Origin of the sequence: Heliomarina baculiformis (assembly GCF_019966545.1) — a bacterium.
Lineage (GTDB): Bacteria > Pseudomonadota > Alphaproteobacteria > Rhodobacterales > Rhodobacteraceae > Heliomarina > Heliomarina baculiformis.
The window spans coordinates 140781-167512 of the sequence record NZ_JAIMIC010000007.1 but is presented as its reverse complement, the minus strand read 5'-3'; the positions used below and the strand labels follow the sequence as shown (position 1 = coordinate 167512).

The 26732-nt window shown below is 59.6% G+C and carries 23 protein-coding genes; 14 read left to right on the top strand and 9 right to left on the bottom strand.

What is annotated here, in order from left to right:
- Window positions 1-68 precede the first annotated feature (68 nt).
- The gene (locus tag MF268_RS17125; protein ID WP_238372087.1) at window positions 69-485 is read left to right on the top strand and encodes a cupin domain-containing protein; all 417 of its coding nucleotides are present in this window, start codon (window positions 69-71) and stop codon (window positions 483-485) included.
- A gap of 51 nt (window positions 486-536) precedes the next feature.
- Here the strand turns inward: MF268_RS17125 and MF268_RS17120 are convergent, their stop codons facing one another.
- From MF268_RS17120 to MF268_RS17095, 6 genes are all read right to left on the bottom strand, one after another.
- The gene (locus tag MF268_RS17120; protein ID WP_238372086.1) at window positions 537-1577 is read right to left on the bottom strand and encodes a TRAP transporter substrate-binding protein; all 1041 of its coding nucleotides are present in this window, start codon (window positions 1575-1577) and stop codon (window positions 537-539) included.
- Window positions 1578-1642: 65 nt separating this feature from the next.
- The gene (locus MF268_RS17115) at window positions 1643-2833 is read right to left on the bottom strand and encodes a cytochrome P450 (protein ID WP_238372085.1); all 1191 of its coding nucleotides are present in this window, start codon (window positions 2831-2833) and stop codon (window positions 1643-1645) included.
- Between the two features lie 79 nt (window positions 2834-2912).
- Complete coding sequence (locus MF268_RS17110; protein WP_238372084.1) at window positions 2913-3731, bottom strand: carbohydrate ABC transporter permease; 819 nt, start codon at window positions 3729-3731, stop codon at window positions 2913-2915.
- Window positions 3728-4603 carry a carbohydrate ABC transporter permease gene (locus MF268_RS17105; protein ID WP_238372083.1) on the bottom strand — a complete coding sequence of 292 codons (876 nt, stop codon included), beginning with the start codon at window positions 4601-4603 and terminating at the stop codon, window positions 3728-3730. The genes MF268_RS17110 and MF268_RS17105 overlap by 4 nt, the downstream gene beginning before the upstream one ends.
- Before the next feature lie 107 nt (window positions 4604-4710).
- A complete protein-coding gene (locus MF268_RS17100) occupies window positions 4711-5973 on the bottom strand; it encodes an ABC transporter substrate-binding protein (protein ID WP_238372082.1) in 1263 nt (420 codons plus the stop codon).
- A 34-nt stretch (window positions 5974-6007) separates the two neighbouring features.
- The gene (locus MF268_RS17095) at window positions 6008-7078 is read right to left on the bottom strand and encodes an ABC transporter ATP-binding protein (protein WP_238372081.1); all 1071 of its coding nucleotides are present in this window, start codon (window positions 7076-7078) and stop codon (window positions 6008-6010) included.
- Between the two features lie 274 nt (window positions 7079-7352).
- Between MF268_RS17095 and MF268_RS17090 the strand changes: the two genes are divergently transcribed.
- The 3 genes from MF268_RS17090 to metH all read left to right on the top strand — a co-directional run bounded on the left by MF268_RS17090 (window position 7353) and on the right by metH (window position 12089).
- Entirely contained in the window at window positions 7353-8153 is an 801-nt protein-coding gene (locus MF268_RS17090; protein ID WP_238372080.1) for a DeoR/GlpR family DNA-binding transcription regulator, read from the top strand.
- Window positions 8154-8317: 164 nt separating this feature from the next.
- Window positions 8318-9367 (top strand): homocysteine S-methyltransferase family protein, encoded by a 1050-nt coding sequence (locus tag MF268_RS17085; RefSeq protein ID WP_238372079.1) that lies wholly within the window; start codon window positions 8318-8320, stop codon window positions 9365-9367.
- On the top strand, window positions 9360-12089 hold the full coding sequence (metH, locus tag MF268_RS17080; protein WP_238372078.1) for a methionine synthase: 2730 nt from the start codon (window positions 9360-9362) through the stop codon (window positions 12087-12089). Before MF268_RS17085 ends, metH begins: the two co-directional genes overlap by 8 nt.
- Before the next feature lie 61 nt (window positions 12090-12150).
- On the opposite strand, the gene MF268_RS17075 is transcribed toward metH, so the two are convergent.
- Both MF268_RS17075 and MF268_RS17070 read right to left on the bottom strand, forming a co-directional pair.
- The gene (locus MF268_RS17075) at window positions 12151-12825 is read right to left on the bottom strand and encodes a DUF1028 domain-containing protein (RefSeq protein ID WP_238372077.1); all 675 of its coding nucleotides are present in this window, start codon (window positions 12823-12825) and stop codon (window positions 12151-12153) included.
- On the bottom strand, window positions 12822-13757 hold the full coding sequence (locus MF268_RS17070; RefSeq protein ID WP_238372076.1) for an N-carbamoyl-D-amino-acid hydrolase: 936 nt from the start codon (window positions 13755-13757) through the stop codon (window positions 12822-12824). Before MF268_RS17070 ends, MF268_RS17075 begins: the two co-directional genes overlap by 4 nt.
- A 96-nt stretch (window positions 13758-13853) precedes the next feature.
- Between MF268_RS17070 and MF268_RS17065 the strand changes: the two genes are divergently transcribed.
- The 10 genes from MF268_RS17065 to MF268_RS17020 all read left to right on the top strand — a co-directional run bounded on the left by MF268_RS17065 (window position 13854) and on the right by MF268_RS17020 (window position 24443).
- Window positions 13854-14774 carry a LysR substrate-binding domain-containing protein gene (locus MF268_RS17065; RefSeq protein WP_238372075.1) on the top strand — a complete coding sequence of 307 codons (921 nt, stop codon included), beginning with the start codon at window positions 13854-13856 and terminating at the stop codon, window positions 14772-14774.
- Window positions 14775-14897: 123 nt separating this feature from the next.
- A complete protein-coding gene (locus MF268_RS17060; RefSeq protein ID WP_238372074.1) occupies window positions 14898-15968 on the top strand; it encodes an ABC transporter ATP-binding protein in 1071 nt (356 codons plus the stop codon).
- A gap of 73 nt (window positions 15969-16041) precedes the next feature.
- Window positions 16042-17175: an ABC transporter substrate-binding protein gene (locus MF268_RS17055; protein WP_238372073.1), complete on the top strand. Its 1134-nt coding sequence runs from the start codon at window positions 16042-16044 to the stop codon at window positions 17173-17175.
- 72 nt (window positions 17176-17247) lie between these two features.
- Window positions 17248-18090 carry an ABC transporter permease gene (locus MF268_RS17050; RefSeq protein ID WP_238372072.1) on the top strand — a complete coding sequence of 281 codons (843 nt, stop codon included), beginning with the start codon at window positions 17248-17250 and terminating at the stop codon, window positions 18088-18090.
- Entirely contained in the window at window positions 18087-18866 is a 780-nt protein-coding gene (locus MF268_RS17045) for an ABC transporter permease (protein ID WP_238372071.1), read from the top strand. The genes MF268_RS17050 and MF268_RS17045 overlap by 4 nt, the downstream gene beginning before the upstream one ends.
- Window positions 18863-20230, top strand: coding sequence for an amidohydrolase family protein (locus tag MF268_RS17040; RefSeq protein ID WP_238372070.1), 1368 nt, complete (start codon window positions 18863-18865; stop codon window positions 20228-20230). Before MF268_RS17045 ends, MF268_RS17040 begins: the two co-directional genes overlap by 4 nt.
- Window positions 20231-20256: 26 nt before the next feature.
- Window positions 20257-21018: a DUF1028 domain-containing protein gene (locus MF268_RS17035; RefSeq protein WP_238372069.1), complete on the top strand. Its 762-nt coding sequence runs from the start codon at window positions 20257-20259 to the stop codon at window positions 21016-21018.
- A 2-nt stretch (window positions 21019-21020) separates the two neighbouring features.
- A complete protein-coding gene (locus MF268_RS17030; RefSeq protein WP_238372068.1) occupies window positions 21021-22319 on the top strand; it encodes an NAD(P)/FAD-dependent oxidoreductase in 1299 nt (432 codons plus the stop codon).
- Window positions 22320-22335: 16 nt separating this feature from the next.
- Window positions 22336-23793, top strand: a complete 1458-nt coding sequence (hydA, locus tag MF268_RS17025) for a dihydropyrimidinase (protein WP_238372067.1) — start codon at window positions 22336-22338, stop codon at window positions 23791-23793.
- The gene (locus tag MF268_RS17020) at window positions 23790-24443 is read left to right on the top strand and encodes an aspartate/glutamate racemase family protein (RefSeq protein ID WP_238372066.1); all 654 of its coding nucleotides are present in this window, start codon (window positions 23790-23792) and stop codon (window positions 24441-24443) included. Before hydA ends, MF268_RS17020 begins: the two co-directional genes overlap by 4 nt.
- Here MF268_RS17020 and rnr read toward each other — a convergent pair.
- Window positions 24440-26704, bottom strand: a complete 2265-nt coding sequence (gene rnr, locus MF268_RS17015; RefSeq protein ID WP_238372065.1) for a ribonuclease R — start codon at window positions 26702-26704, stop codon at window positions 24440-24442. The genes MF268_RS17020 and rnr overlap by 4 nt on opposite strands.
- Window positions 26705-26732 lie beyond the last annotated feature (28 nt).

The following is a 26732-nucleotide window of genomic DNA, read 5'->3' as shown; positions in this document are numbered from 1 at the left end:
GGCATAAATCTGTTTGCGGGTCAGGAAGCTTGTCGTAGCGTTGAACGGCAGCAAAACAGGGGCGTGTGATGGATGATGCTTCGGAAAAGACGGCGCGCAAAGCGGTGATCGCGCTTGGGCGCGATGAAGGGCGGCGCTATGAGATGGGTAAGCTGACGGCGCTGTTCAAAGAGGATGAAGCCGAGACCGGCGCTGGCTATTCAGTCTCGGAGTGGCGGATGGCGCCGGGGCAGGAGGGCGTAGGTGCACATCACCACGACGCCAATGACGAGATATTCTATGTGCTGGAAGGCACGCCCGAGTTGCTGACCGGCGAGGAGTGGCGCAGCTACGACGAGGGGAGCTTTATCCGGATCCCGGCCGGTGTAACCCATGATTTCCGAAATCCTGGCAATGTACCGGCGCGGCTGTTCAACGTTTTCATCCCGGGAGGGTTCGAGCGCAATATGCCCGAGATCGTCGCATGGTTTGCCGAAAACCCCTGATCAGAGGCTGCTACAGGGGCGCGCTTTTGTTTCGCGCCCCTGTAGAGGTTTCTAGCCGCCGTGCTTTTCGATCAGCTCGCGGGCCTTTTCGATCAGCGCTTCGCCGTCGATGTCTTTCGCCGCCATTTCCTCTTTCCAGCGTTCGATCACCGGTTGGGCCTTTTCCTTCCAGCGCGCGATTTCAGTCTCGTCGAGCTGGATGATCTCGGATCCGTTCGACAGCGCGAGTTCACGGCCCGGGTTGTCGCGTTCATACATGACCTGCGCGGCGAATTCGGACAGTTTCTGGCCGGATTCCGCATCGAGGATCGCTTTGAGATCGTCGGGCAATGCGTCGTACTTGGCCTTGTTCATCGCAAGCACGATAGTCGCGGTATAAAGTGCCTCTTTCGAGTTAGTGAATTCAGTGCCGTGACCGATCAGTTCCGACAGCTTGATCGCGGGGGTGACTTCCCACGGGATCACCGTGCCGTCGATGACGCCCTTGGACAGTGCCTCGGGGATGGCGGGGAGCGGCATGCCAACCGGGGTTGCGCCCAGTTCCCGCAGCATGTCGGTGATCACGCGGGTCGGACCGCGCATCTTGAGCCCTTCCATGTCCTCGAGCTTCGTGACGCCGTTGCGCGAATGCACGACGCCGGGACCATGCACCCATGCGCCGAGAATCTTGACGTCTTTGTATTCTTCTCCCTGCAAATCAGTCTCTACAAGGTCCATGAAAGCCTTGGAGGTTGCAATCGGGTCGGTCATCATGAAGGGCAGTTCAAAGACCTCGGTCTTGGGGAAACGGCCCGGCGTATAGCCCACGACGGTCATGATGAGATCGGCTGACCCGTCGATGGCCTGATCCATCAGGCTGGGAGGTGTGCCGCCAAGCGCCATCGCGTCGAAATGGTCGATCTTAATGCGCCCGTCTGAGGCCTCTTCGACCCGTTCGGCCCAAGGTTTCAGGATCAGCTTTGGCACTGTCGCCGGTGCCGGCAGGAACTGATGCAGCTTCAGTGTCACCTCTTGGGCGGTCGTTGCGGCCGGCCAAAGCGTCGACGCCAGAACAGCTGAAAATGCTGCCCCGAGCAGAGTGCGTTTCTTCATGGTTTTCCTCCCGAGAAAAATGCGCGGGTTTGTCCCGGCGCTGTTGGTATTCATTTTATTAGGGTCTAATTCAGGGTCACGGGTAACGACAGCGGCCCGCGGAAACCGAACCCGTAGAACTGGACCGCACCGGGATCGGGCAGGGTCATATCCGGGAAGCGGTCAAACAGCATCGGCAGCATGATATTGGCCAGCATGCGCCGTGCAATATGGGTGCCCTGACAGAAATGCGGCCCGTTGCCAAAGGCCTGATGCGGGACTTTGGAACGGAAAATGTTGTATTCCTCGGGCTTGTCATAGAGCGCCTCGTCATGGCAGGCCGAGGCCTGCGAGGTCATCACCACATCGCCCTTGGGGATATGGTACCCCCGGATCACCGTGTCCTCCATCACAAGACGCGAACTGGCCTGGATCGGGGCGACCCAGCGCACGCCTTCCTCGAATGCCTGCCCCCAGAGGGCGTCTTTCTTGCAGGCTTCCATCTGGTCCGGGTTGGTCATCAGCCCGTAGAGAATAGTCAGCAGGGCATCGCGCGGTTCATTGATGCCCCCGCCGATGGCGATCTTGATATTCGCGAATATCTGGCTGAGCGGAATCGGATCTTCGGCGTTTACCATGACAGACAGGGCCGAAGCGTTCGGTTCGGCCTTGTGACGCGGGATCGTGGCGTGAAACAGCGCGTCCATTTCATCATTCGCGGTATCGCAAAGATCGAAGAGATCCTGCCGGTAGCCAAAGTTGCCCGCCCCGTCGATCAGGGTCTGGCTCCATCGCTCCATGTCGGCATCGCTCGCTTCTTCGATGCCAAGGAGATGTTTCAGGCAGCGGGCGGCATAGGGCGCGGCTAGATGTTTGAAAAGGTCCACAGTTTCGCCGCGCGGCAGGGAGGCGACGAAATCCTCGGCGATCCTGGTATAGATCGGTTCCCAGCAGCCCTTGATGTTCTTGCCCGCAAAGGTCGGCGCCATTGCGTTACGCTCGGTCAGATGTTCCTCGGCATCCTTGCGCATGAGCGTATGGGCGCGAAAGGCACGCTCCATCGGGGTGCTTGGGTCGTCCGAACTGAACAGCGCCGGGTTTTCCTTGACGTATTTGGTGTCTTCGGCGCGCGTCAGCAGGGTGCGGTTGATCGATTTGATCTTGAGCACCGGGTTTTCGGCCCGCAGGCGTTTGAAAATCGAATAGGGATCGAGCGTGAGCTGCTCGATTGTAATCTCGGTATCGACGGGTGCGACAGGCGCGAGAGTCGTTGTCACGGCAGGCTCCTCCCCAGAACTGCGTGATTACAGCCTAGCGAGGGGGGGTTGATCCAGCAACCCTTTCGGTGCGCGTCAGTTACTTGATGCCCGAGGTTATGAAGGCTTGCAGGAATTGGCGCTGAAATATCAGGAAAGCGAGTAATAGTGGGGCAATGGTCATCAAGGTCGCGGCGCTGATCATGGAAATGTCCACGCCGCTTTCCGGCGCCCCAAAGAGCGACAGCCCAATCGTCAGCGGGCGGGTGTCGGTCGAATTGGTGATGATGAGCGGCCAGAGGAAGTTGTTCCAGTGGGTCGCGACAGACACCAGCGCATAGGCAAGGTAGGTGGGCCGTGCGACGGGTACATAGACCTTGAGCAGCACGCCCATCCATGTCGCGCCTTCCACTCGTGCGGCGTCCTCAAGTTCGCGCGGTACGGCTTTGAAAGCCTGACGCAGGAGGAAAATACCGAAGGCGCTGGCCATGTACGGCATGGCCATGCCCAAAGTGGTGTCGAAAAGTCCAATGTTAGAGACGATTGCATAGTTTTCGACGATCAGCACCTCGGGCAGGATAAAGAGTTGCAGGAGCACCATGAGGAAGAGCACCTCGCGCCCGCGAAATTCGAACCGGGCAAAGGCAAAACCGGCGAGGGTGCAGAGGAGGAATTGCCCGGCGAGGACAAGCGTCACGAGAAAGATCGTATTCGCCAGGTAGGTCAGCCACGGCGCCTGCGACCAGACCGCCCGGATATTGTCGAGCGTCCAGGGCGCGGCAAGGTCGAAATCAATCGCATGTGTCGGTTCGTGAAATGCGGCCCAGATCGCGAAAAGCAGCGGAGAGATCCAGGCGAGCGCAAGGAACAGGGCACCAATAGAATCGAGACTAATAAGGGGACTATTGCCAAGTTTCATCTGTAATGCGCCCTTTTGTCGATAAGCCGGAACTGGATCGTGGCGACGATCCCCAGCGCGATCAGCACCAGTACTGTCATCGCGGCAGCGTGCGGCGCGTCGAGATAGGAAAAGGCGAGCTCCCAGATGTAGTAGAGGATCAGCTTGGTCGCGTTGTCAGGCCCTCCCTTGGTCAGGATGAACAGGTGATCGATCAGCCGGACAGAATTGATCAGCGCATTGACCAGTACGAACAGGGTTGTGGGCATCAGCAGCGGCAGGACAACGCGGCGCAGGTAGGTCCAGCGCGAGGTACCCTCGATAATCGCGGCCTCTTTCAACTCGGGCGGGATGGTTTGCAGCGCGGCGAGGTAGAAGATCATGAAGAACCCGGATTCTTTCCAGATCGTCACAAGGATGATCGACCAGAGCGCGGTTTCCGGCTGCCCCAGCCAGTTGACCGAATCGAATCCGAACACACCGATGATGCGGTCGAACAGGCCAATCCCGGGTGTGTAGAAGAACAGCCAGAGGTTCGCGGCGGCGATCATCGGCAGCATGGTCGGCGTGAAATAGGCCGTGCGTACAAAGCTTTTCGCGGGCATCCGAGAATCGGCCCACAGCGCCATCAGCAGGGCGATGGCGATTGATACGGGAATGGTCACGCCAGCATAGATCAGGTTGTTGCCGATGACCTTCCATGTAACCGGATCAGCGAATAGATCGGCGTAATTTCCAAGCTCGTTGAATTTGGCTGGACGGCGGGCGGAGCCGCGAGTGAACAGGCTTGACCAGAGCGTGGCGATGCTGGGGTAGAAGGCAAATGTACTGAGCAGGACAAGCGCCGGAAACAAGAGCATCCACGCGTATAGAGACTGGCTTCTGGGCTTCATCGCGGCTTTCCGTAAATGAGGTCGGACGGCCCGTGAAAGGACCGTCCGCTGTGCAGCAGGTGGCGATGGGGGCGCCACGCGGGGCCGGTTTGGCCCGGCTGCGATCGTTACTGATAGGGCTTCAGCAGACGTTCGGCGGTGGATTGTGCCTCATCAAGCGCGTCCTGCGGCGACTTGGTACCGGTCAGGACAGCCTGGATCGCGTTGTTCAGCGCCTCACGCACCCGGGCGGTTTCAAAAGTGGAGAGCTCTGGAACTGCCACTTCGAGTTGATCGCGGGCGACGAGGGCTGCGGGGAAATCGGCGCTATAGTCCTGCAGCGCCTCGGTCTCATAGGCGGCCGGGCTGATGCCGACGTAACCTGTGGCCATCGACCATTTCGCGGCGCGTTCGGGCGCGGTCATGTACTGTATCAGCTTGAGTGAGGCGGCCTGCTCTTCGGGGGTGGAGTCCTTGAAGAGGTAGAAGTTGCCGCCGCCGGTGGGCGAACCGGCACGCTTGTGTGCGGGCAGCATCGCCACGCCAAAGTCGAAATCGGCCCCGTCGCGCACTGCGGTCAGGTTGCCGGTGGAGTGCCACATCATCGCGGTCTGACCCTGAAGGAAGGCCTGACGCAGCGTGCCCCATTCAATCACACCCTCGGGCATGACGCCTTCTTCCTGGGTGAGCGAGCGCCAGAAATCCAGAGCTTCGACCACGGCGGGATCGTTGAAATACGTCTCTGTACCAGCGGAATTCATCAGCTCCTTGTCGTTCTGAATCGCAAAGCACTGGAACATCCAATAGGGGTAACCGGTCGAGGGGATCATGATGCCCCACTGGTCGTCCTTGGTCAGCGCCTTGGCGTCGGCAACCAGCTCTTCCCAGGTTGCGGGGGGCTGTTCCGGGTCGAGACCGGCCTCGGCAAAGAGTTCCTTGTTGTAGTACATGACGATGGTTGAGCGCTGGAACGGCACGCCGTAGGTCTTGCCGTCGATCTGCCCGTTCCGCATCAGCGCGGGGTAAAAGCTGTTCAGCCATTCCTTGTCTTCATCGCTTTCGACCACATCGTCGAACGCAACAATAAGGTCACGGTCGACAAGGTCGATCGCGTCGATGGAGAACATGACCGAAAGTTGGGGCGCATCGCCGGAATTGATCGCCGAGAGCGCGCGGACGCGGGTGTCGTCATAATTGCCGGCATAAATCGCTTCGACACTGATATCGGGGTTTTCGGCCTCGAACCCTTCGATCAGCCCATCGACCACCTCGGTCAGGGCACCGCCCACAGCGACCGGGTAATACATGGTGAGTTTGGTTTCCGCCCAGCCGGGAAGGGCCGTGGCGGCAAGCGTGCCTGCGGCGGCAAGCGCATTTAGGATCGGTTTCATGAGAGCTCCTTGAGCATTTCCGTTTGTGAAAGGGTTATTCTGCGGGGACGAGCGTCTTGCGATGGAGCGCGAGACGATTGCCTTTCTGGTCAAAGCGGTGTGCGGCTTCGGGTTGCCAGTCGAGATCGAAGGAAGTGCCGGGCGCGGGTTCGACACGCCCGGGGGCGCGTACGATGATGTCATCGCCCTCCGTGGCGCGGACATAGATGTAAGTTTCGGCACCAAGGAATTCGGTAGAGGTTACAGAGACGGTCAAAAGGCCCTTTTTAGGCTCTACCAGATGCAGGTCCTCGGCCCGGATACCGACGCGCGGCGCTTGCTCACCTGACAACGGCGGCATCATCTGGATTGGCGGGGACCCGACGAAGGTGGCCGCGAATTCAGTGGTGGGATTCGCATAGATGTCCGCCGGGCTGGCGGCCTGTTCGATCCGACCGTCGCGCATCAATACAACGGTGTCGGCCATCGACATCGCTTCGGTCTGGTCGTGGGTGACGTAGATGACAGTCATGCCGAGGCGGCGCTGCAGGCGGCGGATGTCCTGACGTACGGAATGGCGTAGTTTAGCGTCGAGATTGGAGAGCGGTTCATCCATCAGACAGAGCGGATGGCCGGCAACGACGGCGCGGGCGAGCGCGACTCGCTGGCGCTGGCCGCCCGACAGTTGCGCAGGTTTGCGGGCCTCGAACCCTCGGAGGTCGGTTAGGTCGAGCGCCTCATTCAGACGGGCTCGACGCTCGCCAGCCGGGACACGGCGCACGCGCAGGCCGAATTCGATGTTATCTTTCACCGACAGATGCGGGAACAGCGCGTAGGACTGGAACACCATGGAGAGGCCGCGTTCGGAAGGCGCGAGCGTGGTCACATCGCGCCCGTCGATCCGGATCGAACCGCTGTCAGGCGTCTCTAACCCGGCCAAAAGGCGCAATGTCGTGGATTTTCCGCAGCCGGAGGGGCCGAGCAATGTGGTGAAAGACCCGCGCGGGATGTCGAGAGACAGGTCATGCACGCCAGCCCCACCGGCGAAATGGCGGTTCAGCCCGTCGATACGGATGAACGGTTCGGCGTGGGACGTGCCCGGTATGGCTGCGGCTGCGTGCGCCATGAAAACCTCTTATGCGTGACGTCCTGTTGGGGACGTAAGCTTGGGTTTAGGGGGCGGATGTGAACTGCGCTTAACAGCCTTGTGACATTCATATGAACACTCATTTCTCTGGTTTTGAACGAGGACCGGTTACCGGTTTTACATCAGAAGTCGGGCAATTGAGCTTTTAGGGCCTAATTGCAGAGAGCTTTCGGGCCAACGGAGTTATGACCTGTCATGGAGATGCAATAAATGCCGCTTAGATCTGCGCCAGCGAATGATAAGTGGCTTTCATATGAACATGACCGATTCCGCGCCCAACCAAAGGCAGAATGAGATCACCGATCTTTTGCGAGGGCAGGACTTTCTGTCGGTCGAAGAGCTGGCGGCGAGGTTCGAGGTAACGACGCAGACCATTCGGCGCGATATCAATCAGCTTTGCGAGATGGGCGCGGCGCGTCGGCTGCACGGAGGAGTTGCCCGGATGGCCGGACATGCCGGGTCGGGCAGCGGCAACATGAGCTTTCGTGACCGCGAAGTGCTGAACCGCGCAGCCAAGATGCAGATCGCCGCGACGGTGGCGAAACATATACCCAACGGGGCTTCGGTGTCTTTCGGGATCGGTACGACTCCACGGATGGTGGCCGAGCATCTGGGTCAGCATCGGAACCTGAAGATCGTCACGAATAATCTGTCGATCGCGCTGACAATGGCGATGCAAGGCGATTTCGAAGTGACCATGGCCGGTGGGCAGTTACGCAACAGCGATCTGGATGTTTGTTCCGTCGCTGCCGAGGAGATGTTTGCGGGCTTTCGTGTCGATATCGCGGTTTTTGGAGTGGGCGGGATTGATCCGGATGGCACGCTGCTCGACTTTTCCGGCGCCGAGGTGCGCATACGCGAGGCGATGCGGACCCATGCAAGGCGGTCGTTTCTTGTACTGGACGCGACAAAGTTCGGCCGCGTGGCGCATGTGCGAGGTGGGCGTATCGAAGAAGCCTCGGCTATCTTTTGCGACGCGCCCTTGCCCGAGGACATGCACGATTTCCTTCCGCAAAGTGGCGCGGAATTCGTGATCTGCCCGCCGGTTTCATAATTCCCGTCTTTTCAGGCGAAACGATTTCCCCCGATTGCAGTTGTCTCTCGTCATGCCTCGTCGAAGTGTAACATGAGGCTACCTCATGATTATCCCGCCAAACATGAATTTGCTCACCGATGCTGTGGGCACTATGTCAGAGTTTCACCATAAACGAGTTTGATATGCACAGCTTTCGCCTGCCGAAAACCGAAACCTATGACGCGCTTATCCGGGCTGCGCAGGAACGGATTCTTGTTCTTGACGGGGCGATGGGGACTCAGATCCAGTCGCTTGGACTGGATGAAGAGGCGTATCGCGGACATGGTGGGCATGCCTGCGCCTATCACACGGATCACCCGCAGAAGGGCAATAACGATCTGCTGATCCTGACGCAGCCACAGGCAGTCGAGGACATTCATTTCGATTTCGCGATGGCAGGGGCTGATATCGTGGAGACCAACACGTTTTCCTCGACGACCATCGCACAGGCCGATTATGCGCTGGAAGACGCGGTCCATGATCTCAATGCAGAAGGCGCGCGGATCGCGCGGCGCGCGGTGGATCGCGCCACGGCCAAGGACGGCAAGCCACGCTGGGTCGCTGGGGCTGTCGGCCCAACCAACCGAACGGCATCGATCAGCCCGGATGTGAACGACCCCGGCTATCGTGCGGTGACTTTCGACGATCTGCGCCAGGCCTACGGTCAGCAAATTCGCGGGCTGATCGCGGGAGGGTCGGACCTGATCCTGATCGAGACAATCTTTGATACGCTGAATGCAAAGGCCGCGATTTTCGCCTGCTTCGAAGCCTTTGCCGAACACGGCAAGCGACTGCCAATCATGATTTCTGGCACGATCACCGATGCTTCGGGTCGGACACTTTCGGGGCAGACGCCCACGGCCTTCTGGCATTCGGTGCGCCATGCGCAGCCCTTTACCGTTGGGCTGAATTGCGCGCTGGGCGCCGATGCCATGCGCCCGCACCTGACGGAACTGGCCGGTGTGGCTGAAACCTTTACCTGCGCCTATCCGAACGCGGGCCTGCCGAACGCCTTTGGTCAATATGACGAAGAGGCCGAGGACACGGCCGGCAAAGTGGAAATCTTTGCAAAAGAGGGGCTGGTGAACGTGGTCGGGGGGTGCTGCGGTACGACGCCGGACCATATCCGCGCCATTGCCGCGCATGTCGCCGGTTATGCGCCGCGCAAGGTCGGGGAGAAAGCTGATGCGTGAACCTTTGCTGCGCCTGTCCGGTCTTGAGCCTTTTGTTCTGACAAAGGAGATCCCTTTCGTGAACGTGGGGGAGCGGACCAATGTCACCGGGTCCGCCCGTTTTCGAAAACTGATCACTAACCGCGATTATGCGGCCGCGCTCGACGTGGCGCGGGATCAGGTTGAGAACGGCGCCCAGATCATCGACATCAACATGGATGAGGGTCTGATCGACAGCAAACAGGCGATGATCGAATTCCTAAATCTGGTCGCTGCAGAGCCTGATATCGCCCGGGTGCCGATCATGATCGACAGCTCCAAGTGGGAAGTGATCGAGGCCGGCCTGCAATGCGTGCAGGGTAAGCCGGTGGTAAATTCGATCTCGCTCAAGGAAGGCGAGGAAGCGTTCCTGCATCATGCGGGGCTGTGTCTGGCCTATGGCGCGGCGGTCGTAGTCATGGCTTTTGACGAAGACGGTCAGGCGGACACGTTCGAACGCAAGACAGAAATCTGCGCGCGGGCCTACAAGGTTCTGACCGAGGAGGTCGGCTTTCCCCCCGAAGACATCATTTTTGACCCGAACGTCTTTGCCGTGGCGACGGGGATTGAAGAGCACGACAATTATGGTGTCGATTTCATCGAGGCCACCCGCTGGATTCGCGAGAATCTGCCGCACTGTCACATCTCGGGCGGGGTTTCGAACCTGTCGTTCAGCTTCCGCGGCAATGAACCCGTCCGTGAAGCGATGCACGCGGTGTTCCTCTATCATGCCATCAAGGCGGGTATGGATATGGGCATCGTGAACGCTGGGCAGCTTGCGGTTTACGACCAGATCGACGCGGATCTTCGCGAGGCCTGCGAGGATGTGGTGCTGAACCGCGAACCGGCCAACGGCGGGAACGCGACGGAGAACCTGCTGGAGATCGCCGAGCGATTCCGCGGCGACAAGCGCGAAGAAAAGAAACGCGATCTCGCATGGCGCGAATGGCCTGTCGAAAAGCGGCTGGAACATGCACTGGTCAATGGAATCACGGAATTCGTCGACGAAGATACCGAGGCCGCACGTTTGGCTGCGGATAAGCCGCTCGAGGTGATCGAAGGACCGCTGATGGCGGGCATGAATGTTGTCGGTGACCTGTTCGGTGAGGGCAAGATGTTTCTGCCGCAGGTGGTCAAGTCGGCGCGCGTGATGAAACAGGCGGTCGCCGTTCTCTTGCCTTATATGGAAGAAGAAAAACGTCTGAATGGCGGCGGGGGCAAAGACACTGCCGGAACCGTCCTGATGGCCACCGTGAAAGGCGACGTGCATGATATCGGCAAGAATATCGTCGGCGTCGTGCTGGCCTGCAACAATTACGAAATCATCGATCTGGGCGTGATGGTTCCGCCGCAGAAGATCCTTGAGGAAGCGAAAGCGCATGATGTGGATGTGATCGGCCTGTCAGGTCTGATCACGCCGTCGCTGGATGAAATGGTGCATATGGCGAACGAGCTTGAGCGCGAAGGGTTCGATATCCCGCTGCTGATCGGCGGGGCGACCACATCAAAAGTGCATACAGCTGTAAAGATCGCGCCGCAGTACACGCGGAATCAGGCGATTTACGTGACCGATGCCAGTCGTGCGGTCGGGGTGGTGTCGTCCCTGCTGAGCAAGACAGCGCGCGAGCCTTATATCCAGGGCATCCGCGAGGAATATTCCGAGGTCGCGGAACGGCACGAACGCGCCGAGCGGGCTAAATCGCGCCTGCCGATTGAAAAGGCCCGTGCCAATGCGATGCAGATCGACTGGACGGAGTACAAGGTGGCGGCACCCTCCTTTATCGGGTCGAAGGTGATCGACGACTGGGATCTGGCCGAAATAGCGCAATATATCGACTGGACGCCGTTCTTTCAGACTTGGGAGCTGAAAGGCGTTTATCCGCGTATTCTCGACGACGAGAAATACGGTGAGGCCGCGCGAGGGCTGCTCAAGGACGCGCAAGCGATGCTGCAAAGGATCATCGGCGAAAGCTGGTTTGGTCCGCGCGCTGTGGTCGGCTTTTGGCCTGCGAACCGGGACGGAGATGACATCCGGCTTTTCAAGGATGCCGAGCGAAAGGAACGGCTCGCCACATTCCACACGCTGCGCCAGCAGACCAGCAAGCGCCGGGACAGCCCAAACCTTGCTCTCGCCGATTTTGTGGCCCCTGAGGGCGTCGAGGACTGGGTTGGCGGGTTTACCGTGACGGCCGGGCCCGAAGAGATCGCAATTGCGAAAGAGTTCGAAAAGAAGGGCGACGATTACTCGGCCATCATGGTCAAGGCGCTGGCGGACCGGTTTGCCGAGGCAATGGCTGAGATGCTGCATCAGCGGGTACGTCGCTACTATTGGGGCTATGCCAATGGCGAGACCTATGCGCCGGAGGAGCTGATTGGCGAGCCCTATGACGGTATCCGTCCCGCGCCGGGCTATCCCGCACAGCCGGATCACACCGAGAAACGGACGCTTTTCGATCTGCTGCAGACCGAAGAGGCAACGGGTGTTGAACTGACCGAGAGCATGGCGATGTGGCCGGGATCTTCGGTTTCGGGTATCTATATCGGCCATCCCGACGCCTATTACTTTGGCGTGGCCAAGGTCGAACGGGATCAGGTCGAGGATTATGCCGCCCGGAAGGGGATGGATATCGAGGAAGTGGAACGCTGGCTGGCACCGATCCTCAACTACCGTCCAAGCGAAGTACGGACGATCGCCGCAGAATAGAGCCTGTTTCAGCGATTATCAGGGGTCAGAGTGCCGGATAGGCGAGGCTTGCCCGGCGAATTCACTCTTTGGAATGTTCGACGGAGCTTGATGACGGTGCCGCGTCCGGATCAAGGGCGCGGAGGCGATAAGCTGGCGCCTTTGGCAGCCAGTCCACGAGCAGGGCCGCGAGATCGGAAATCGGATCGTCCGAAGAGTCGATTCGAAGATCGACATCCTTCAGATCATTGCCGCCCAGAACCACGACAGATGCCGATTGAAGGGGATCGCGCTCGCTTCCGGCATTCTCACCTGCCTTCAGACCGGCGATGAGGCGAAGGGCGAGAGAGCCGGTCGCGGTTTCGAAACCCCGGATCGTTTCGGGAAGGACCTGATCGCTGCCCAGAAAATTACCAAGCGCGAGGCAATCAGTGCCGATTAGCCCGCCGCAATGGTCAAGGCAGCTTTCGCCAGTGAAATGCAGCGGTTTGCCTTGTGCTGGAAAAACGCCGAGTTGCCGCCAGTGGAGAGCGGTTGCGGCGTCTTGCATGGCGAAAAGAGTGGTTTCGGGGTCTTCCGATAGTTTCCATGCTTCGATCCCGATCGCGTGCAGCCGCGGATCGGTGCGAGCCTGCGAGAAGACGACGCAACCATCGGTCACGGCACCAACGCGGGCCCCGACGCAGACAGATGACGTGGTCACGGCAAAGCCGATGTCGCCGGTTTCCGCGCATCTACCCGCGAGAGAGAAAGTCATTTGTCGAGCTCGATGCCGGTTTGCGCGGTGATAGGCCCGTAATGCTCGATGCGGCGGTGTCGGGCGAAATCAAAGACCGAACGGCGGATATAGGCGCCGAGGTCGAGATCACAGTCGTAGGTGATGACTTCGTCATCTTCGGTCGAGGCCCTGGCCACGACCTCGCCGGTGGGAGAGACAATGGCTGAGCCGCCGATCATCGCGAATCCGTCTTCCGAGCCGCATTTCGCGGCGGCCATGACCCATGCGGCGTTCTGATAAGCCGCGGATTCAAGGCTGAGACGGTGGTGGAATTCGCGCAGATGCGCCGGTTCGGGGTGGTGAATATTGCGGGTCGGTGTGTTGTAGCCCAGCATGAACACCTCGGCCCCGCGCAGGGCCATGACACGGAAGGTTTCCGGCCAGCGACGGTCGTTGCAGATGCACATGCCGAAACGGCCCGAGGGTGTCTCGAACACCGGGAAACCCATGTCGCCGACTTCGAAGTATCGTTTCTCGAGATGTTCGAATTCCAGATCGCCGATGGGGTCCTTAGTACCGGGCAGGTGGATCTTGCGGTATTTGCCAAGGATTTGGCCATCGGGCGCGACGAGCACGGAGGTGTTGTAACGATGCGTTCCGCCGCCTTCGGTGATCTTTTCCGCATAGCCGAGATAGAAACCGACGCCTAGCTTTTCGGCCTCTTCGAACAGCGGTTTCATCGCCGGAGAGGGCAGACCTTCTTCGAAGAACACGTCGTATTCATCGGGCGTGTCGTAGATGTAGCGAGGGAAAAAGGTCGTCAGCGCCAGCTCGGGAAAGGTGACCCACCGCGCGCCGCGGGCATGGGCCTGACGCAGCATGTCGATCAGCCGCGCGATGACCTGTGCCTTGGTGTCCGCCAGATGAACTGGTCCCATTTGCGCAACCGCATAGACTTCTTTCCGGCTCATCCGTGTCTCCTCTGCCTGTGTATTTCCGGTGTAGACAGGGGGCATATCAGTGTGAAATAAATTTGTACCCCTATCGAATAATGAAAAGTTATATTCATGATTAACGCCCGCCAGCTTGAGGTTCTTTCTACCGTCATCGAAGTTGGCACGACCGCGCGGGCGGCGGAATTGCTGAATGTGAGCCAACCCGCGATAAGCAACATGATCCGCCATACCGAGGATCTTGTAGGTTTCCCTTTGTTTCAAAGGGAGCACGGGCGGCTGGTGCCGACGCGCGAAGCGCTTCATATCGCGCAGGAGGCACAGCATTTGTTCATGCAGCAAAAGCGTGTTGCTAATATCATCGAAGAATTGCGCGGTGGCACAATCGGGCGCTTGAATATTGTTGCTTCGCCCTCGATCGGCCACGGGATTCTGCCGCTGGTCTTGGCAGAGTTCATGCGGACCCGCCCAAAACTTCAGCTTTCCATTGAATTGGGCAGCGTCGATGAGATCATCCGGCGGCTGGTGAGCGGTCGAGCAGATCTCGCGCTTTCGGTGACGCGGCCGCGCCACTCGGCGCTTTCCGTGCGCGAAGTGGGGGAGGGACGGCTGATGTGTGTTTGCCCGGAGAATCACGAAATGGCGCTGTCGGACCAGATCAAGGTGACCGACCTGAACCACGTACCGCACATTTCTTATGCAGCGAGCACTCCCCTGGGGCAGGCCATTGATACGGTGTTTTCGCAGCAGGGGCTTGAGCGGCGCTACTTCTGCGAGGTGCGGCACACGGCGACGGCGCTTGAAATGGTACGTAACGGGCTGGGCGTTGCGCTGGTAGACAGTTTCGCCCTGATCGGGCCGGATATCAGCGGAATCGCCATAAAGCCAACGCAACCGGTGCTGCATCTCAACATGCACGCTGTGACGTCGAACCTGTTTCCGACCTCGCATCTTTCGGTTCAGTTCCAACAGTTTCTGGCCGAGTTTCTGAAGGATGGCGCGGAGAATATCGCACGGAAGGCCGAGAGCGTATAATCTGAAATTATTTATAGAGGGCGTTTTTTAATTTCATTGTTTTAGCTCTTCATGCTCCCCTGACGTAGCGATACCGGCCCACAGCAAGCGGCCTCTCACTCAAGCGTGGAACATAAGAACAGCATGAGCACTCCTATCCTTTCCATTCGTCAGGGGATCAAACGGTACGGGAGCGTGCATGCGCTTGACGATGTGACGCTGGATGTGGCGGATGGCGAATTCCTCACGCTACTTGGGCCTTCGGGGTCGGGCAAAACTACGCTTCTGAGCGCGATTGCGGGTTTCATCAGGCTTGACGAAGGGTCGATCAGCCTTCGCTCCAAGGACATCACCAAGCAACCGCCGGAAGCGCGCGATTTTGGCATGGTTTTTCAGGGCTATGCTTTGTTTCCGACGATGACCGTGGCTGAAAACGTGGCCTTTCCGCTGAAAGTGCGCAAGAAACCGGCCAAGGAAATTGCCGATCGCGTAGCGGAATGTCTCGACCTTGTTCAGATGGGCGATTTTGCCGACCGGTTGCCGATTCAGCTTTCCGGCGGACAGCAGCAGCGGGTCGCGCTGGCGCGGGCGCTGTCGTTTCATCCGCAGGTCCTGTTGCTGGACGAACCGCTTTCGGCGCTCGACAAGAAGCTGCGCGCCGATCTGCAATGGGAGCTCAAGGCGTTGCACGACCGGCTGGGCGTGACCTTTATCTACGTGACCCACGATCAAGAAGAAGCGCTGTCCATGTCGGACCGGATTGTCATTCTGAAGGACGGCAAGATACAGCAGGAAGGCGCGCCGGGAGATTTGTATAACAAGCCTCGGAACGCCTTTGTGGCTGACTTCCTTGGCAAATCGAATTTCATCGACGTAACGGTGACTGGCCGAGAAGGCGACGTGTTGAGCTGTGCCGCCGATGGGGCCAAGTTCGAGGTCGAAACCGATGCTCCGCTTGAGGTTGGCACCAAGACCAAGGTTGCCCTGCGCCCCGAACGGCTGCGGTTGGCGGAACCGGGCGAAGAGTTCCTGTCGGCCAAGGTCAAACAGGTCAGCTATCTTGGCGAGCGTTGCCAGGTCATCGTGACCCATGACTCGCTAGGTGAACTGCTTTTGTCCTGCGCGACGTGGAAAACCGGCATAACGCCAAAGCCCGATCTGCCTGTCAGTATTGGCTGGGACAAGGACGCCTGTGTGCTGCTGGCACCCGAGTAACGTTTTAACGGCAAGGGCCCGGTGACAAGGGCCTGAAATCAATAAGCATTACGATCCAACAAGGAGAAGTGACATGACTGACACAACCGATTTCGAGGCAAAACGCGACATCGCGGATATTGCCGTCGAACGTTACAAGCAGGGCCGTCTGACCCGCCGTGGCTTCATCGCTGCGATGGGTGCGCTTGGTATTCTGCCCGCGCTGGGCAGCAAGGTTTCTGCGCAGGCGAAAGAGATCGTCGTCGTGAACTGGGGCGGTACCGCCAAGGACGTGCTCGAGGAAGTTCTGGCCGAGACCTATACGGCCGAAACCGGTATTCCGGTCGTCATCGACGGTTCCGGCCCGTCGGCGGGCAAGATCCGCGCCATGGTCGAAAGCGGCGCAGTGGTCTGGGACCTTTGCGACAGTGGCGCAGGTTCGGCGATCATTCTGGAACAGCAGGGCGTCACGCAGCCCATCGACTATTCCATCGTCGACAAGTCGAAAGTTCTGGAAGGGACGGCCTATAACAACGGTGTCGGCAACTACATCTATTCCTACGTTCTTGCGACGAACCCCAAGATGCTGGGCGGAAACGTTCCGCAGAACTGGGCAGATGTCTGGAACACCAAGGATTTCCCCGGTATGCGGACCTTCCGCAAATCGGTGCGTGGTATGCTTGAAAGCGCGACCATGGCGCAGGGTATCGCGCCGGAAGAGGTCTATGCCGTGCTGGACACGGAGGACGGCATTGCCGCTGCCATCGCCAAGTTCCGCGAGTTGCGTGAAAACATTATCGTCTGGGGCTCGGGCAGCGACAGCCAGAACCTGTTCCTGCAGGAAGAAGTTGCCATCGGCAACATCTGGTCGACCCGCGCGCACCTGCTGAAAGACCAGATGGATGAAGGCAGCTTTCAGGTCACATTCAATGGCGGCGTGATGGCACCGGGCATCTGGGTGGTTCCGAAAGACAACCCGGCCGGCACCGAAGAAGTGATGAAATTCATCGCCCACGCCCAGAAGCCCGAACTTCAGGTGAAATGGCTGGAACTGCTCGGCTCTGGTCCGATCAATCCTGCGGCTGCGTCGATGGTGCCTGCCGAGCTGGAAAAGTGGAACCCGACCAGCCCCGAAAACCTCGCAACGCAGATCCTCTACAACGATGAATGGTATGCCAAGCACCAGATCGCTGCGGAAGAGATGTATGTGGACGCTCTGATTAACTGATCCCTCCCCTGCGGGGCTGTCGTGCGATGCCGATGGCCCCGTTTTTTCCGAATTTCGACTGCCGGAGCTTGCATGGGTCGTCTCAACGAAAAAGTCAGCTACTGGATGCTGGTGGCGCCTGCCCTGACGATCATGATCGTCTTTTACATCCTGCCGGTTCTGGGCATCTGGGAGATCGCCTTTACCGAGCCGACGACCGGAGTCGACAATTTTGTCAAAATGGCCGAATCCAGCGCGGTCAAAACCAGTTTCGTGCTGACTTTCCGGGTCGCCGCGATCACCACCGTCGGTTGCCTGCTGCTGGGCTATATCGTGGCCTATTCTATCAGCAACTTTGCCAACAAGTTCACGCCGCTTATGCTGGCGCTTGTCATCCTGCCGTTCTGGGTATCGGTTCTGATCCGGTCGTTCAGCTGGATCGTTCTGCTGGGCCGTTCAGGCCTTGTGAATGACACACTGCGCGATGCCGGGATCATCGAGTCTCCGCTGCGGCTCATGCATAATGAATTCGGCGTTCTGATCGCGATGATCCACGTCATGCTGCCCTTTGCGATCCTACCGATGATGACAAATATGCGCGGCATTTCCGACGCGTATGTCAAGGCGGCGCGCGGGCTTGGAGCCAGTGAATGGACGGCGTTCTGGAACGTCTACTTTCCGCAGACTATTCCCGGTGTGATGTCCGGCGCGCTGCTTGTGTTCGTGCTGTCTCTGGGGTTCTACGTGACGCCTGCGCTGCTTGGTGGCGGGCGTGTTCTGATGATCTCGGAATACATCACCTACCAGATCCAGGAGTTCCTGAACTGGGGTCTTGGCTCGGCCCTGTCCGTCGGCTTGCTGATAGCGACCGCCCTTGTTCTTTTGATTGCATCCCGCTTTATCAATCTGCGGTCTGCCCTGCTGGAGCGTAAATGATGCCGGTATCCGCGTTTCGCATCTTTTTTCAGACCGGCGCCTGGCTGATCCTTGCCTTTTTGGTGCTGCCGCTGCTGGTCGTCATTCCGGTGTCCCTGACCGACACAAGCTATATCGGCCTGCCGAAAGAGCATCTGTCGATGCAGCACTACGTCAATTATTTCAGCGATACCGAATGGTTGCACGCAACGTGGTCGAGCATCTGGATCGGTCTGGTCGTGGCGACCTGTGCTGCCGTGTTGGGCACCGCCTTTGCCATCGGTTGCTGGTTCCTTTCGGATCGTGCCTCGGCCATTGCGCGGTGGGTTTTGATCACGCCGATACTGGTGCCGCCGGTGGTGCAGTCGCTTGGGTTCTATCGGTTCTGGGTGCATCTTGGGCTGATCGACACGAGCTTTGGCGTCATCCTTGCGCACACGCTTTTGGCGCTGCCCTATGTGTCGATCTCGGTCTTTGCAGCGCTGGTCAACCTTGATCGGAATATTCCGCGAGCGGCGCGGAGTCTTGGTGCCTCGGTCTGGCAAACAGTAATGGCGGTGGTCGTGCCTGCGGCCAAGCCGGGTATTCTGACCGGGTTCATCTTTGCTTTCATCGTCAGCTTTGACGAGATTGTCGGTGTGCTGTTCATCACCGTGCGCCGGGTGACGACGCTGCCCAAGAAGATCTGGGAAGGCATTCAGGACAATATCGACCCGACCATCGCGGCGGTTGCAACCCTGCTGGTTTTGCTGACCCTGTTGATAACGGCGATCACGGCGCTGCGGCGGACGTCATGAGCAAGTATCTCTTCAAGAATCCCCGCTATATAAGCCATGAAAGCGGGATGCCCGAAGTGCGCGCGGGGCATATAGCGGTCGAAGGCAAAAAGATCGTCGCGATCCCCGAGGCGCTGAACGGCAGCGATTTCGAGTCTTTCGAGGTGGTAGATGCCTCGGACAAGCTGGTGTCGCCGGGCCTGATCAATTCGCATACCCATTCGGTTCTGCTGGTGCTCAAAGGTACGGTCGAGGATATCGAGGGCAACCTGGTCTACCAATACATGGTGCCGGCCTCTTACCTGCTGGAACCGCAGGAACGGGCGGCCATTGCGAAGTTGGCGTGCGCCGAGGCGATCCGGTCGGGGACCACGACCATGGTTGATCCGTTGCGTCACGTTGCCGATTACGCCCCGACGATGATCGACTCGGGCGTACGGCTCTGGCTGGCGGAAAGCTGCGCCGATGCGGTGACGACCGAGGTTGGCGCGGGCACTTATCGCTTTGATCGCGAGTTCGGCGAAACATTCCTGACCCGGACCCGTGCCTTGATCGACGAGTTCCACGGGGCCGAGGACGACCGGGTGCGCGTCATGATAGCAGCCCACGGGCCGGACAATTGCAGTCCTTGGATGCTGGGTGAGTTGAAGAAACTCGCACGCGAACACGGGCTGCGCCGCACGGTGCATCTTAGCCAGATCATCAGCGAAAAGGAGCAGGTCGAGAAACTGCATGGCTGCACCTCGACCGAGTATCTGGATCAGAACGATTTTCTCGGCGACGATCTGATCGCGGTGCATTGGACTTTCTGCAATGACTCCGATGTGGCGCGACTGGCCGAGACGGGCACGTGGCTCGGACATTGTCCGGCGTCGATGTCGGCCAAAGGGCCGCACCCGCTGCCGATGCGGTCGATCCTCGACCATGGTGTCAAAATCGTGCTGGGCACGGACAACATGACCGAGGATATGTTTCACGCGATGAAGATGGCGATGACGCTGCACCGTGGGGCCTATGGGCGTTCGGTTACGCCGTCGCCGCAGACGGTTTTCAACTACGCAACGGTCAACGCCGCCAAGGCGCTGGATCACCCGCAAATCGGCTCTATTGCGGTGGGGATGAAGGCGGATCTTGCGCTATTCAATCTGATGACCCCGGCGATGATGCCGCGCCTCTCGGCGGTGTCTAACCTGCTTCATTACGGACACCCGGGTGTCGTGACGGACACGATGGTCGATGGCCGGTTCTTGATGCGCGACGGGCAGTTGACCACCATCGATGAACGCACCGCAATCGTCGAAGCGCAGGCGGCGACGGACGCGATGTGGGAAAGATTCAGCGCCGAGGATCGTGGTGTGCCGCTGCCCGCCACCGACCCCGCGTAGAACAGCAAGAAAAGAGGAGATCTGCTGTGACATTTTCAATGGTTGGCCGCTGTGCGCGGACCGGTGCCTTTGGCGGCGTCATCACGACGTCGGATCTGGCGGTAGGCGGTCGTTGTCTGCGGCTTGCCCACGGCAAGGGGGCGATGCTGTCGCAGCACCGCACCGACAGCCGTCTTGGCGATCTGGGTATCTCGTTGTTGAAAGCCGGAGAGTCGGCTGATGCGACGGTGTCCAAGGTCAGCGTATCGTCAGAAAATATCGAATGGCGGCAGATCGGCGCGCTGGATGCCAAGGGGCAGGCGGCGGTGTATCACGGTCGCCGGATGTATTCGATCTATACCCATAGCATCGACAAGGACTGCCTTGCGCTTGGCAATATCCTTGCCAATGACAAGGTGACCGATGCGATGGCGGAGGCCTTTGTGCGCAGCCCGGAGCTGCCGCTGGGCGAACGTCTGATGCGCGGTCTCGAAGCCGGGCGTGATGCGGGTGGCGAGGTTCTTGGGCCGTTGCGGTCGGCCGCGCTGCGCGTGTCGGGCGAATTGGGGATGGATACGCTCGACCTGCGGGTGGACATGTCGGAAAAGACCGCCGTCGAGGATTTGCGTGCGCTGTTTGATGCCTATGAGGGTCGGGCAGACGATCTGCGGCGCGTGGCACTTGAGCCCGATACCATTCCGGTGATGCGCAGCCTGTTCGAAGCAAGTATAGAGCAGATTGCCGAACTGGGGCTGGAAGCACGGTTTCCCACGGCGCGGCATCGGGATAGTTGGGCATTGAGGGACTGAAAATGACGGATCAGCGTATTTACTGGGACGAGGAAGTGCCGGAACCAACGCTGGTCCATCCTGCAAAACTGCCACGCCATGCTGACGTGGTGGTGATCGGGGCGGGTTACACAGGACTGTCGACCGCTTTTCACCTTGCGCAATCCGGCCGCAGGGTTGTCGTGCTTGAAGCGGGTCGTATCGGCGCGGGCTGTTCGTCGCGCAATGGTGGCATGGTCGGCCCAAGTTTTCACAAGCTGGGCACCTCGGGGCTGATTGCGAAATACGGTGATGAGAAGACACTCGGGATCATGCGCGAAGGTATCCTTGCGCTCGATTACTTCGAGGCATTCGTCAAAGAGAACAAGCTGGCCTGCGACTACCAGCCGGTCGGGCGTTTCCGCGGGGCGCGGACAGCGGCGGATTATGAATCGACGGCGCGGGAGTGCGACTGGCTGGGCAAGAACCTTGGTCTGCCGACCGAGATGGTGCCGCAAAGCGATCAGCGCGCCCAGATCGGGACCGATTTCTACCGTGGCGGCGTGATCTATCACCGTGACGGCGGTATCCACCCGCGCAAACTGGTGCTGGAACTGGCGCGGGTCGCGCAAGAGGCCGGGGCGACGATCCTCCCCGAATGCGCCGTTTCCGGTTGGGACAACGACGCGACCGGGCTGAACGTGAAGTGCGCCCGGGGCGTGATCCACGCGACCGAAATTGTCGTGGCGACAAACGCCTATGCCGACAAGCGTACACAGGTCATGTCGAGCCGCATGGTGCCGATCGAAACAGCTGCGGTGGCGACCGAAGAACTGAGCGCCGACGTCATGGCCGAGCTGACGCCGCTGAACCGGATGCATGGTGAATCGGGGCGCGTGTTCATGTGGTATCGTCCGACCCCGGATCGAAAACGATTCATTTTCGGAGGTCGTATGGGGGTGCCCGGCGCGTCTGAGGCGTCGCGCATGGCGGCATTTCGCAAGGCGATGCTGCGCGTGTTTCCGCAGCTCGCCTCGGTCAGCTTCAGCCATTTCTGGGCCGGGTATGTCGCCTATACGACCGATCACAGCCCCCATATCGGCCATCATGACGGGGTCTGGGTCGCGGGCGGGTATTGTGGATCGGGCGTGACTCGCAGTCTCTATTTCGGGATGAAACTGGCGCGCAAGATCCTGCGCCAGCCCGATCGCGACACGGCCTTTGACGATCTGCCGTTCGAAGCCGTGCCGTTCCGCCGTCTTGCCCCGCATGGGGCGCTCGCGATGACCCAGTGGTACGCCTATCAGGATGCCCGCGAGTTGCGGCAGCGCGATAAAGTCTAAGAAAAGGAGCCGGGCCATGGAATTCGATACGGTGATCCACGGGGGGACGCTTGTCACCGCAAGCGAAACCAGCAAGGGCGATATCGGGATTCGGGACGGCCGGATCGTTGCCCTGGCCGAATCCTTGCCGGGGGGCGAGCGCCGGATCGACGCAGGCGGGCGGCTGGTCATGCCCGGCGGGATCGAGGCGCATGCCCATATCGCGCAGGAAAGCTCCTCGGGGATCATGGGGGCCGATGACTATTTATCAGGCTCTATTTCAGCGGCTTTTGGGGGAAACTCTTCTTTCATCCCCTTCGCCGCCCAGCATCGCGGGCAATCGATTGACGATGTGATTGCTACCTACGACCAGCGTGCGGCGCGGTCGGTGATCGACTACAGTTACCATCTGATAGTGACCGACCCGAGTGCCGAGGTGCTCGAGGATCAGCTGCCGAGGGCTTTCAAGCGGGGGATCACCTCGTTCAAGGTCTTCATGACCTATGACATGATGAATATCGGTGACGGCGGGATGCTGGACATCCTGACCGTGGCGCGGGCGCATGGCGCTATCACCATGGTTCATGCCGAAAACAACGACATGATCAATTGGATGAACAAACGGTTGGTCGCCGCCGATCTGACAGAACCGAAGTACCACGCGATTTCGCGTCCGGAACTGGCCGAGGAAGAGGCGATCAACCGCGCGGTTTCGCTTGCCAAGTTGGTCGATGCGCCGCTGTTCATCGTGCATGTGTCAACCGCCGGCGGCGCGGCCATCGTGCAGCGCGAAAAGCTGGCGGGAACGCGGCTGTTTGCCGAGACCTGTCCGCAATATCTGGCCCTAACAAGGGAAAAACTGGATCAGCCGGGGATGGATGGGGCGAAGTTTGTCTGCTCGCCGCCGCTGCGAGATGCCGAAACGCAAGAGGCCCTGTGGCGCCATGTCCAAAGCGGGACGTTTGAATCCGTAAGTTCGGATCACGCGCCGTACAGGTTCGACGATACGGGCAAGTTCATGAACGGGCGCGATATCCCTTATCCCAAAATCGCGAATGGCATGCCGGGGATTGCCGCGCGTCTGCCCTATCTGTTCTCGGAAGGCGTGGTGAAAGGGCGTATCTCGCTGAACGAATTCGTGGCGCTGTCATCGACGAATGCGGCCAAGACCTTTGGGGTGACCAAAAAAGGTGGACTGGCACCGGGCATGGACGCGGATATCGCGATCTGGAACCCTGAGGTTACGCGTAAGGCGACGCTTGCCGATCAGCACGACAACATGGATTACACGCCCTTCGAAGGTATGGAATTGACCGGCGTGCCCGAGATCGTTCTGAACCGGGGCGCCGTCATCGTTGAACATGGCGAGTTGAAAGGCCAAGAGGGGCAGGGCCGGTTCGTACCGCGTGCACCCGTGGATCTCGGCAAGGGGCGCGGATACCTTGCAAAGGAACTGGATCCGGCGCGTAACTTTGGTGCGAGGATTGCACCGTGAGCGCGGGTCCGATCCTTGTTATCAACCCCAACTCCTCGATTGCTGTCACAGAAGCGATTTCTACAGCAATAGAGCCACTTTCGCTGCGGCAAGGCCCGGTTTTCGGGACGGTGAGAATCGAAAAAGGTCCCTCAACGATTGCAACGGCGGAACATGCGGCCAAGGCGGGTTTGGACGTGGCGGAAGTGATCCGGTCGCGGCCGGATGCGAGCGCATTCGTGATCGCCTGTTTTTCAGACCCGGGGCTCGACCTCTGCCGGACATTGGTGCCGCAACCTGTGATCGGGATACAGGAGGCGGGCATTCTGACCGCGATGGCGCGGGCGGATTTGTTTGGCATTGTCGCGCTTGGACCGGCGTCGATCGCGCGCCACCGGTTGCGCATTCGCCAGATGGGTGTCGAGGCGAGGATGGTGGCGGAATTGCCGCTGAACAATGCCTCGGCAGAAGATGCCGGTCATTCGGACGATGTCTATGATCAGACCCTGAAAATCGGCTTCCGCCTCAGGGAAATGGGTGCGGGGGCGATGGTTCTGGGCTGTGCTGGTTTCTCACCGCGCCGCGCCGCGTTGGAAAAGGAACTCGGGATCGCGGTGATCGATCCCGTTCAGGCAGCCGTGGCAATGGCGCTGGGCGCGGTGATGACCTAGCGGCTGCTGCGGCGCTTGCGGCTGACCTTTTTCCGGGTCTTGTCTGCCTTGCGCTTGTAGGACGATGCCTTGCGCCGTGTTGCGGTACGTCCTGCCGGCGAGGGTGCGCGGGGAAGGCTGCTTCCATCCAGCGACAAAAGCTCCAGTTCAAGCCCGCCCGTTACGGGCGTTGCCTGCGACAGCTTCACCGTAACGCGCTGGCCGATCCCGATGATCATGCCGGTATCCGACCCCATCAGGGTGTTCGCCTCGGCATCGTAGTGGAAATACTCACGGCCCAGCGAACGTATCGGGATCAGCCCGTCGGCCCCGGTTTCGTCCAGTTTCACAAAGACGCCGAAACGCGCGATGCCGCTGATGCGCCCTTCGAATTCGTCACCGACCCGCTCGCTGAGATAGGCGGCAAGATAGCGGTCGGTGGTATCGCGTTCGGCCAGCATCGAACGACGCTCGGTATCCGAGATATGCTGTGCGGTCTGGTCCAGCCGTTCTGTCTCTTCGAGCGACAGACCGTCCTTGCCCCAGCCATGTGCGGAGATCAGCGCGCGGTGTACGATGAGGTCTGCGTAACGGCGGATCGGCGAGGTGAAATGCGCGTAATGCTGCAGCGCAAGGCCGAAATGCCCGAAATTCTGCGGGCTGTAATATGCTTGGGTCATCGAGCGTAGGGTGGAGATATTGATCAGCTCGGCGTCGTCGCGTCCCGAGGCTTGATTGAGCAGCTGGTTCAGGTGCCGGGGTTGAAGGACCTGTCCCTTGGCCAGCGTATATCCGGCAGCGCTGGCCGTGTCGCGCAGGCTTTCCAGCTTGTCCGGTGAGGGTTCTTCATGCACGCGGAACAGCAGCGGCGATTTCTTGGCGATCAGGGTTTCGGCGGCGCAGACATTGGCAAGCACCATGAATTCCTCGATCAGCCGGTGCGCGTCGAGGCGATCCCGGAACTTGACCGAGCTGACCTTGCCATCATCGCTTAGTTCAATCTTGCGTTCCGGCAGGTCGAGTTCCAGCGGCTGACGTTTTTCTCGCGCGCGTGTCAGGGCGTCATAGGCAGCATACAGCGGCTCTATAACAGTCTCTAACAAGGGTCCGGCCTTGTCGTTCGGGCGGCCATCCATTGCGGCCTGAACCTCTTCATAGTTCAGGGATGCGGCCGAGCGCATCAGCCCGCGGAAAAACTTGTGGCCGATCTTATGGCCGTCCTTATCGATCTGCATCCTGACAGCGACGACCGCGCGCGGGACACCTTCGTGTAAAGAGCAGAGATCGCCCGATAGCCGGTCTGGCAGCATCGGCACGACACGGTCGGGGAAATAGCTGGAATTGCCGCGCTTGCGGGCCTCGATATCGAGCGGAGAGCCGGGCCGCACATAGGCGGCGACATCGGCGATGGCGACCCAGATGACATGGCCCTCGGGATTCTTCGGGTCCTCATCGGGTTCGGCAAAACACGCATCGTCGTGGTCGCGCGCATCCCACGGATCAATCGTGACGAGAGGTATGTCACGCAGATCTTCGCGCCCTGACAGCCCAACGGGCTTGGCGCGATCCGCTTCATCGATCACCGCATCGGGGAAATGATCGGGGATCCCGTGCTGGTGGATCGCGATGAGCGAAACCGCTTTCGGCGCGGTCGGGTCGCCAATCCGGTTGATTACCCGCGCGCGGGGAAGCCCCATGCGGCCCTTTGGTCCGGCCTGCTCGGCCTCGACCAGTTCGCCCTCTTTCGCGCCGTGGCGATTATCTTCGCTGACGGTCCATTCGGAGCTGCCGGATTTATCGATGGGAACGATCCGTCCGCCTTCGCTCCCCTTGCGGAAGATACCGAGGATACGTTTCGGGTTTGTACCGATGCGCCGGATCAGGCGCGCTTCGTAGTTGTGATCCTCGGCGTGAACCACGGTCAGCTTGGCAAGAATCCTGTCGCCAGCACCCAGAGCCGGGTCCGACGCTCGGAGAAGCATAAGAACGACGGGTTCGACGCCTTCGCCATGCCATTCCAGCGGACGGGCAAAAAGATCACCGTTTTCGTCCGGCTCTTTGATCTGCAGCACGCTCACGGGGGGTAGGCGGTCTGGGTCGCGATAGCTGCGTTTTCGCTTTTCCAGATGACCTTCTGCTTCAAGCTCTTTCAGCTGACGTTTGAGGTCGATCCGCGCGGCACCCTTGATGCCAAATGCCTTGGCAATGTCGCGTTTGGAATTGAGGGTCGGGTTGGCAGCGATCCAGTCAAGGATTTCAGCCTTGGTAGGGATATGGCTCATGATTTCGCGTTTATCACGGGCAGTGGAC

Excerpts from the sequence above, each read along its gene's own strand:
- MF268_RS17110 (WP_238372084.1), bottom strand. The coding sequence starts at position 3,731 with ATGAAACTTGGCAATAGTCCCCTTATTAGTCTCGATTCTATTGGTGCC.
- rnr (WP_238372065.1), bottom strand. The coding sequence starts at position 26,704 with ATGAGCCATATCCCTACCAAGGCTGAAATCCTTGACTGGATCGCTGCC.
- MF268_RS17100 (WP_238372082.1), bottom strand. The coding sequence starts at position 5,973 with ATGAAACCGATCCTAAATGCGCTTGCCGCCGCAGGCACGCTTGCCGCC.
- MF268_RS17105 (WP_238372083.1), bottom strand. The coding sequence starts at position 4,603 with ATGAAGCCCAGAAGCCAGTCTCTATACGCGTGGATGCTCTTGTTTCCG.
- MF268_RS17050 (WP_238372072.1), top strand. The coding sequence starts at position 17,248 with ATGGGTCGTCTCAACGAAAAAGTCAGCTACTGGATGCTGGTGGCGCCT.
- hydA (WP_238372067.1), top strand. The coding sequence starts at position 22,336 with ATGGAATTCGATACGGTGATCCACGGGGGGACGCTTGTCACCGCAAGC.
- MF268_RS17095 (WP_238372081.1), bottom strand. The coding sequence starts at position 7,078 with ATGGCGCACGCAGCCGCAGCCATACCGGGCACGTCCCACGCCGAACCG.
- MF268_RS17120 (WP_238372086.1), bottom strand. The coding sequence starts at position 1,577 with ATGAAGAAACGCACTCTGCTCGGGGCAGCATTTTCAGCTGTTCTGGCG.
- MF268_RS17030 (WP_238372068.1), top strand. The coding sequence starts at position 21,021 with ATGACGGATCAGCGTATTTACTGGGACGAGGAAGTGCCGGAACCAACG.
- MF268_RS17045 (WP_238372071.1), top strand. The coding sequence starts at position 18,087 with ATGATGCCGGTATCCGCGTTTCGCATCTTTTTTCAGACCGGCGCCTGG.
- MF268_RS17065 (WP_238372075.1), top strand. The coding sequence starts at position 13,854 with ATGATTAACGCCCGCCAGCTTGAGGTTCTTTCTACCGTCATCGAAGTT.
- MF268_RS17085 (WP_238372079.1), top strand. The coding sequence starts at position 8,318 with ATGCACAGCTTTCGCCTGCCGAAAACCGAAACCTATGACGCGCTTATC.
- MF268_RS17090 (WP_238372080.1), top strand. The coding sequence starts at position 7,353 with ATGAACATGACCGATTCCGCGCCCAACCAAAGGCAGAATGAGATCACC.
- MF268_RS17125 (WP_238372087.1), top strand. The coding sequence starts at position 69 with ATGGATGATGCTTCGGAAAAGACGGCGCGCAAAGCGGTGATCGCGCTT.
- MF268_RS17070 (WP_238372076.1), bottom strand. The coding sequence starts at position 13,757 with ATGAGCCGGAAAGAAGTCTATGCGGTTGCGCAAATGGGACCAGTTCAT.
- MF268_RS17075 (WP_238372077.1), bottom strand. The coding sequence starts at position 12,825 with ATGACTTTCTCTCTCGCGGGTAGATGCGCGGAAACCGGCGACATCGGC.
- metH (WP_238372078.1), top strand. The coding sequence starts at position 9,360 with ATGCGTGAACCTTTGCTGCGCCTGTCCGGTCTTGAGCCTTTTGTTCTG.
- MF268_RS17040 (WP_238372070.1), top strand. The coding sequence starts at position 18,863 with ATGAGCAAGTATCTCTTCAAGAATCCCCGCTATATAAGCCATGAAAGC.
- MF268_RS17055 (WP_238372073.1), top strand. The coding sequence starts at position 16,042 with ATGACTGACACAACCGATTTCGAGGCAAAACGCGACATCGCGGATATT.
- MF268_RS17060 (WP_238372074.1), top strand. The coding sequence starts at position 14,898 with ATGAGCACTCCTATCCTTTCCATTCGTCAGGGGATCAAACGGTACGGG.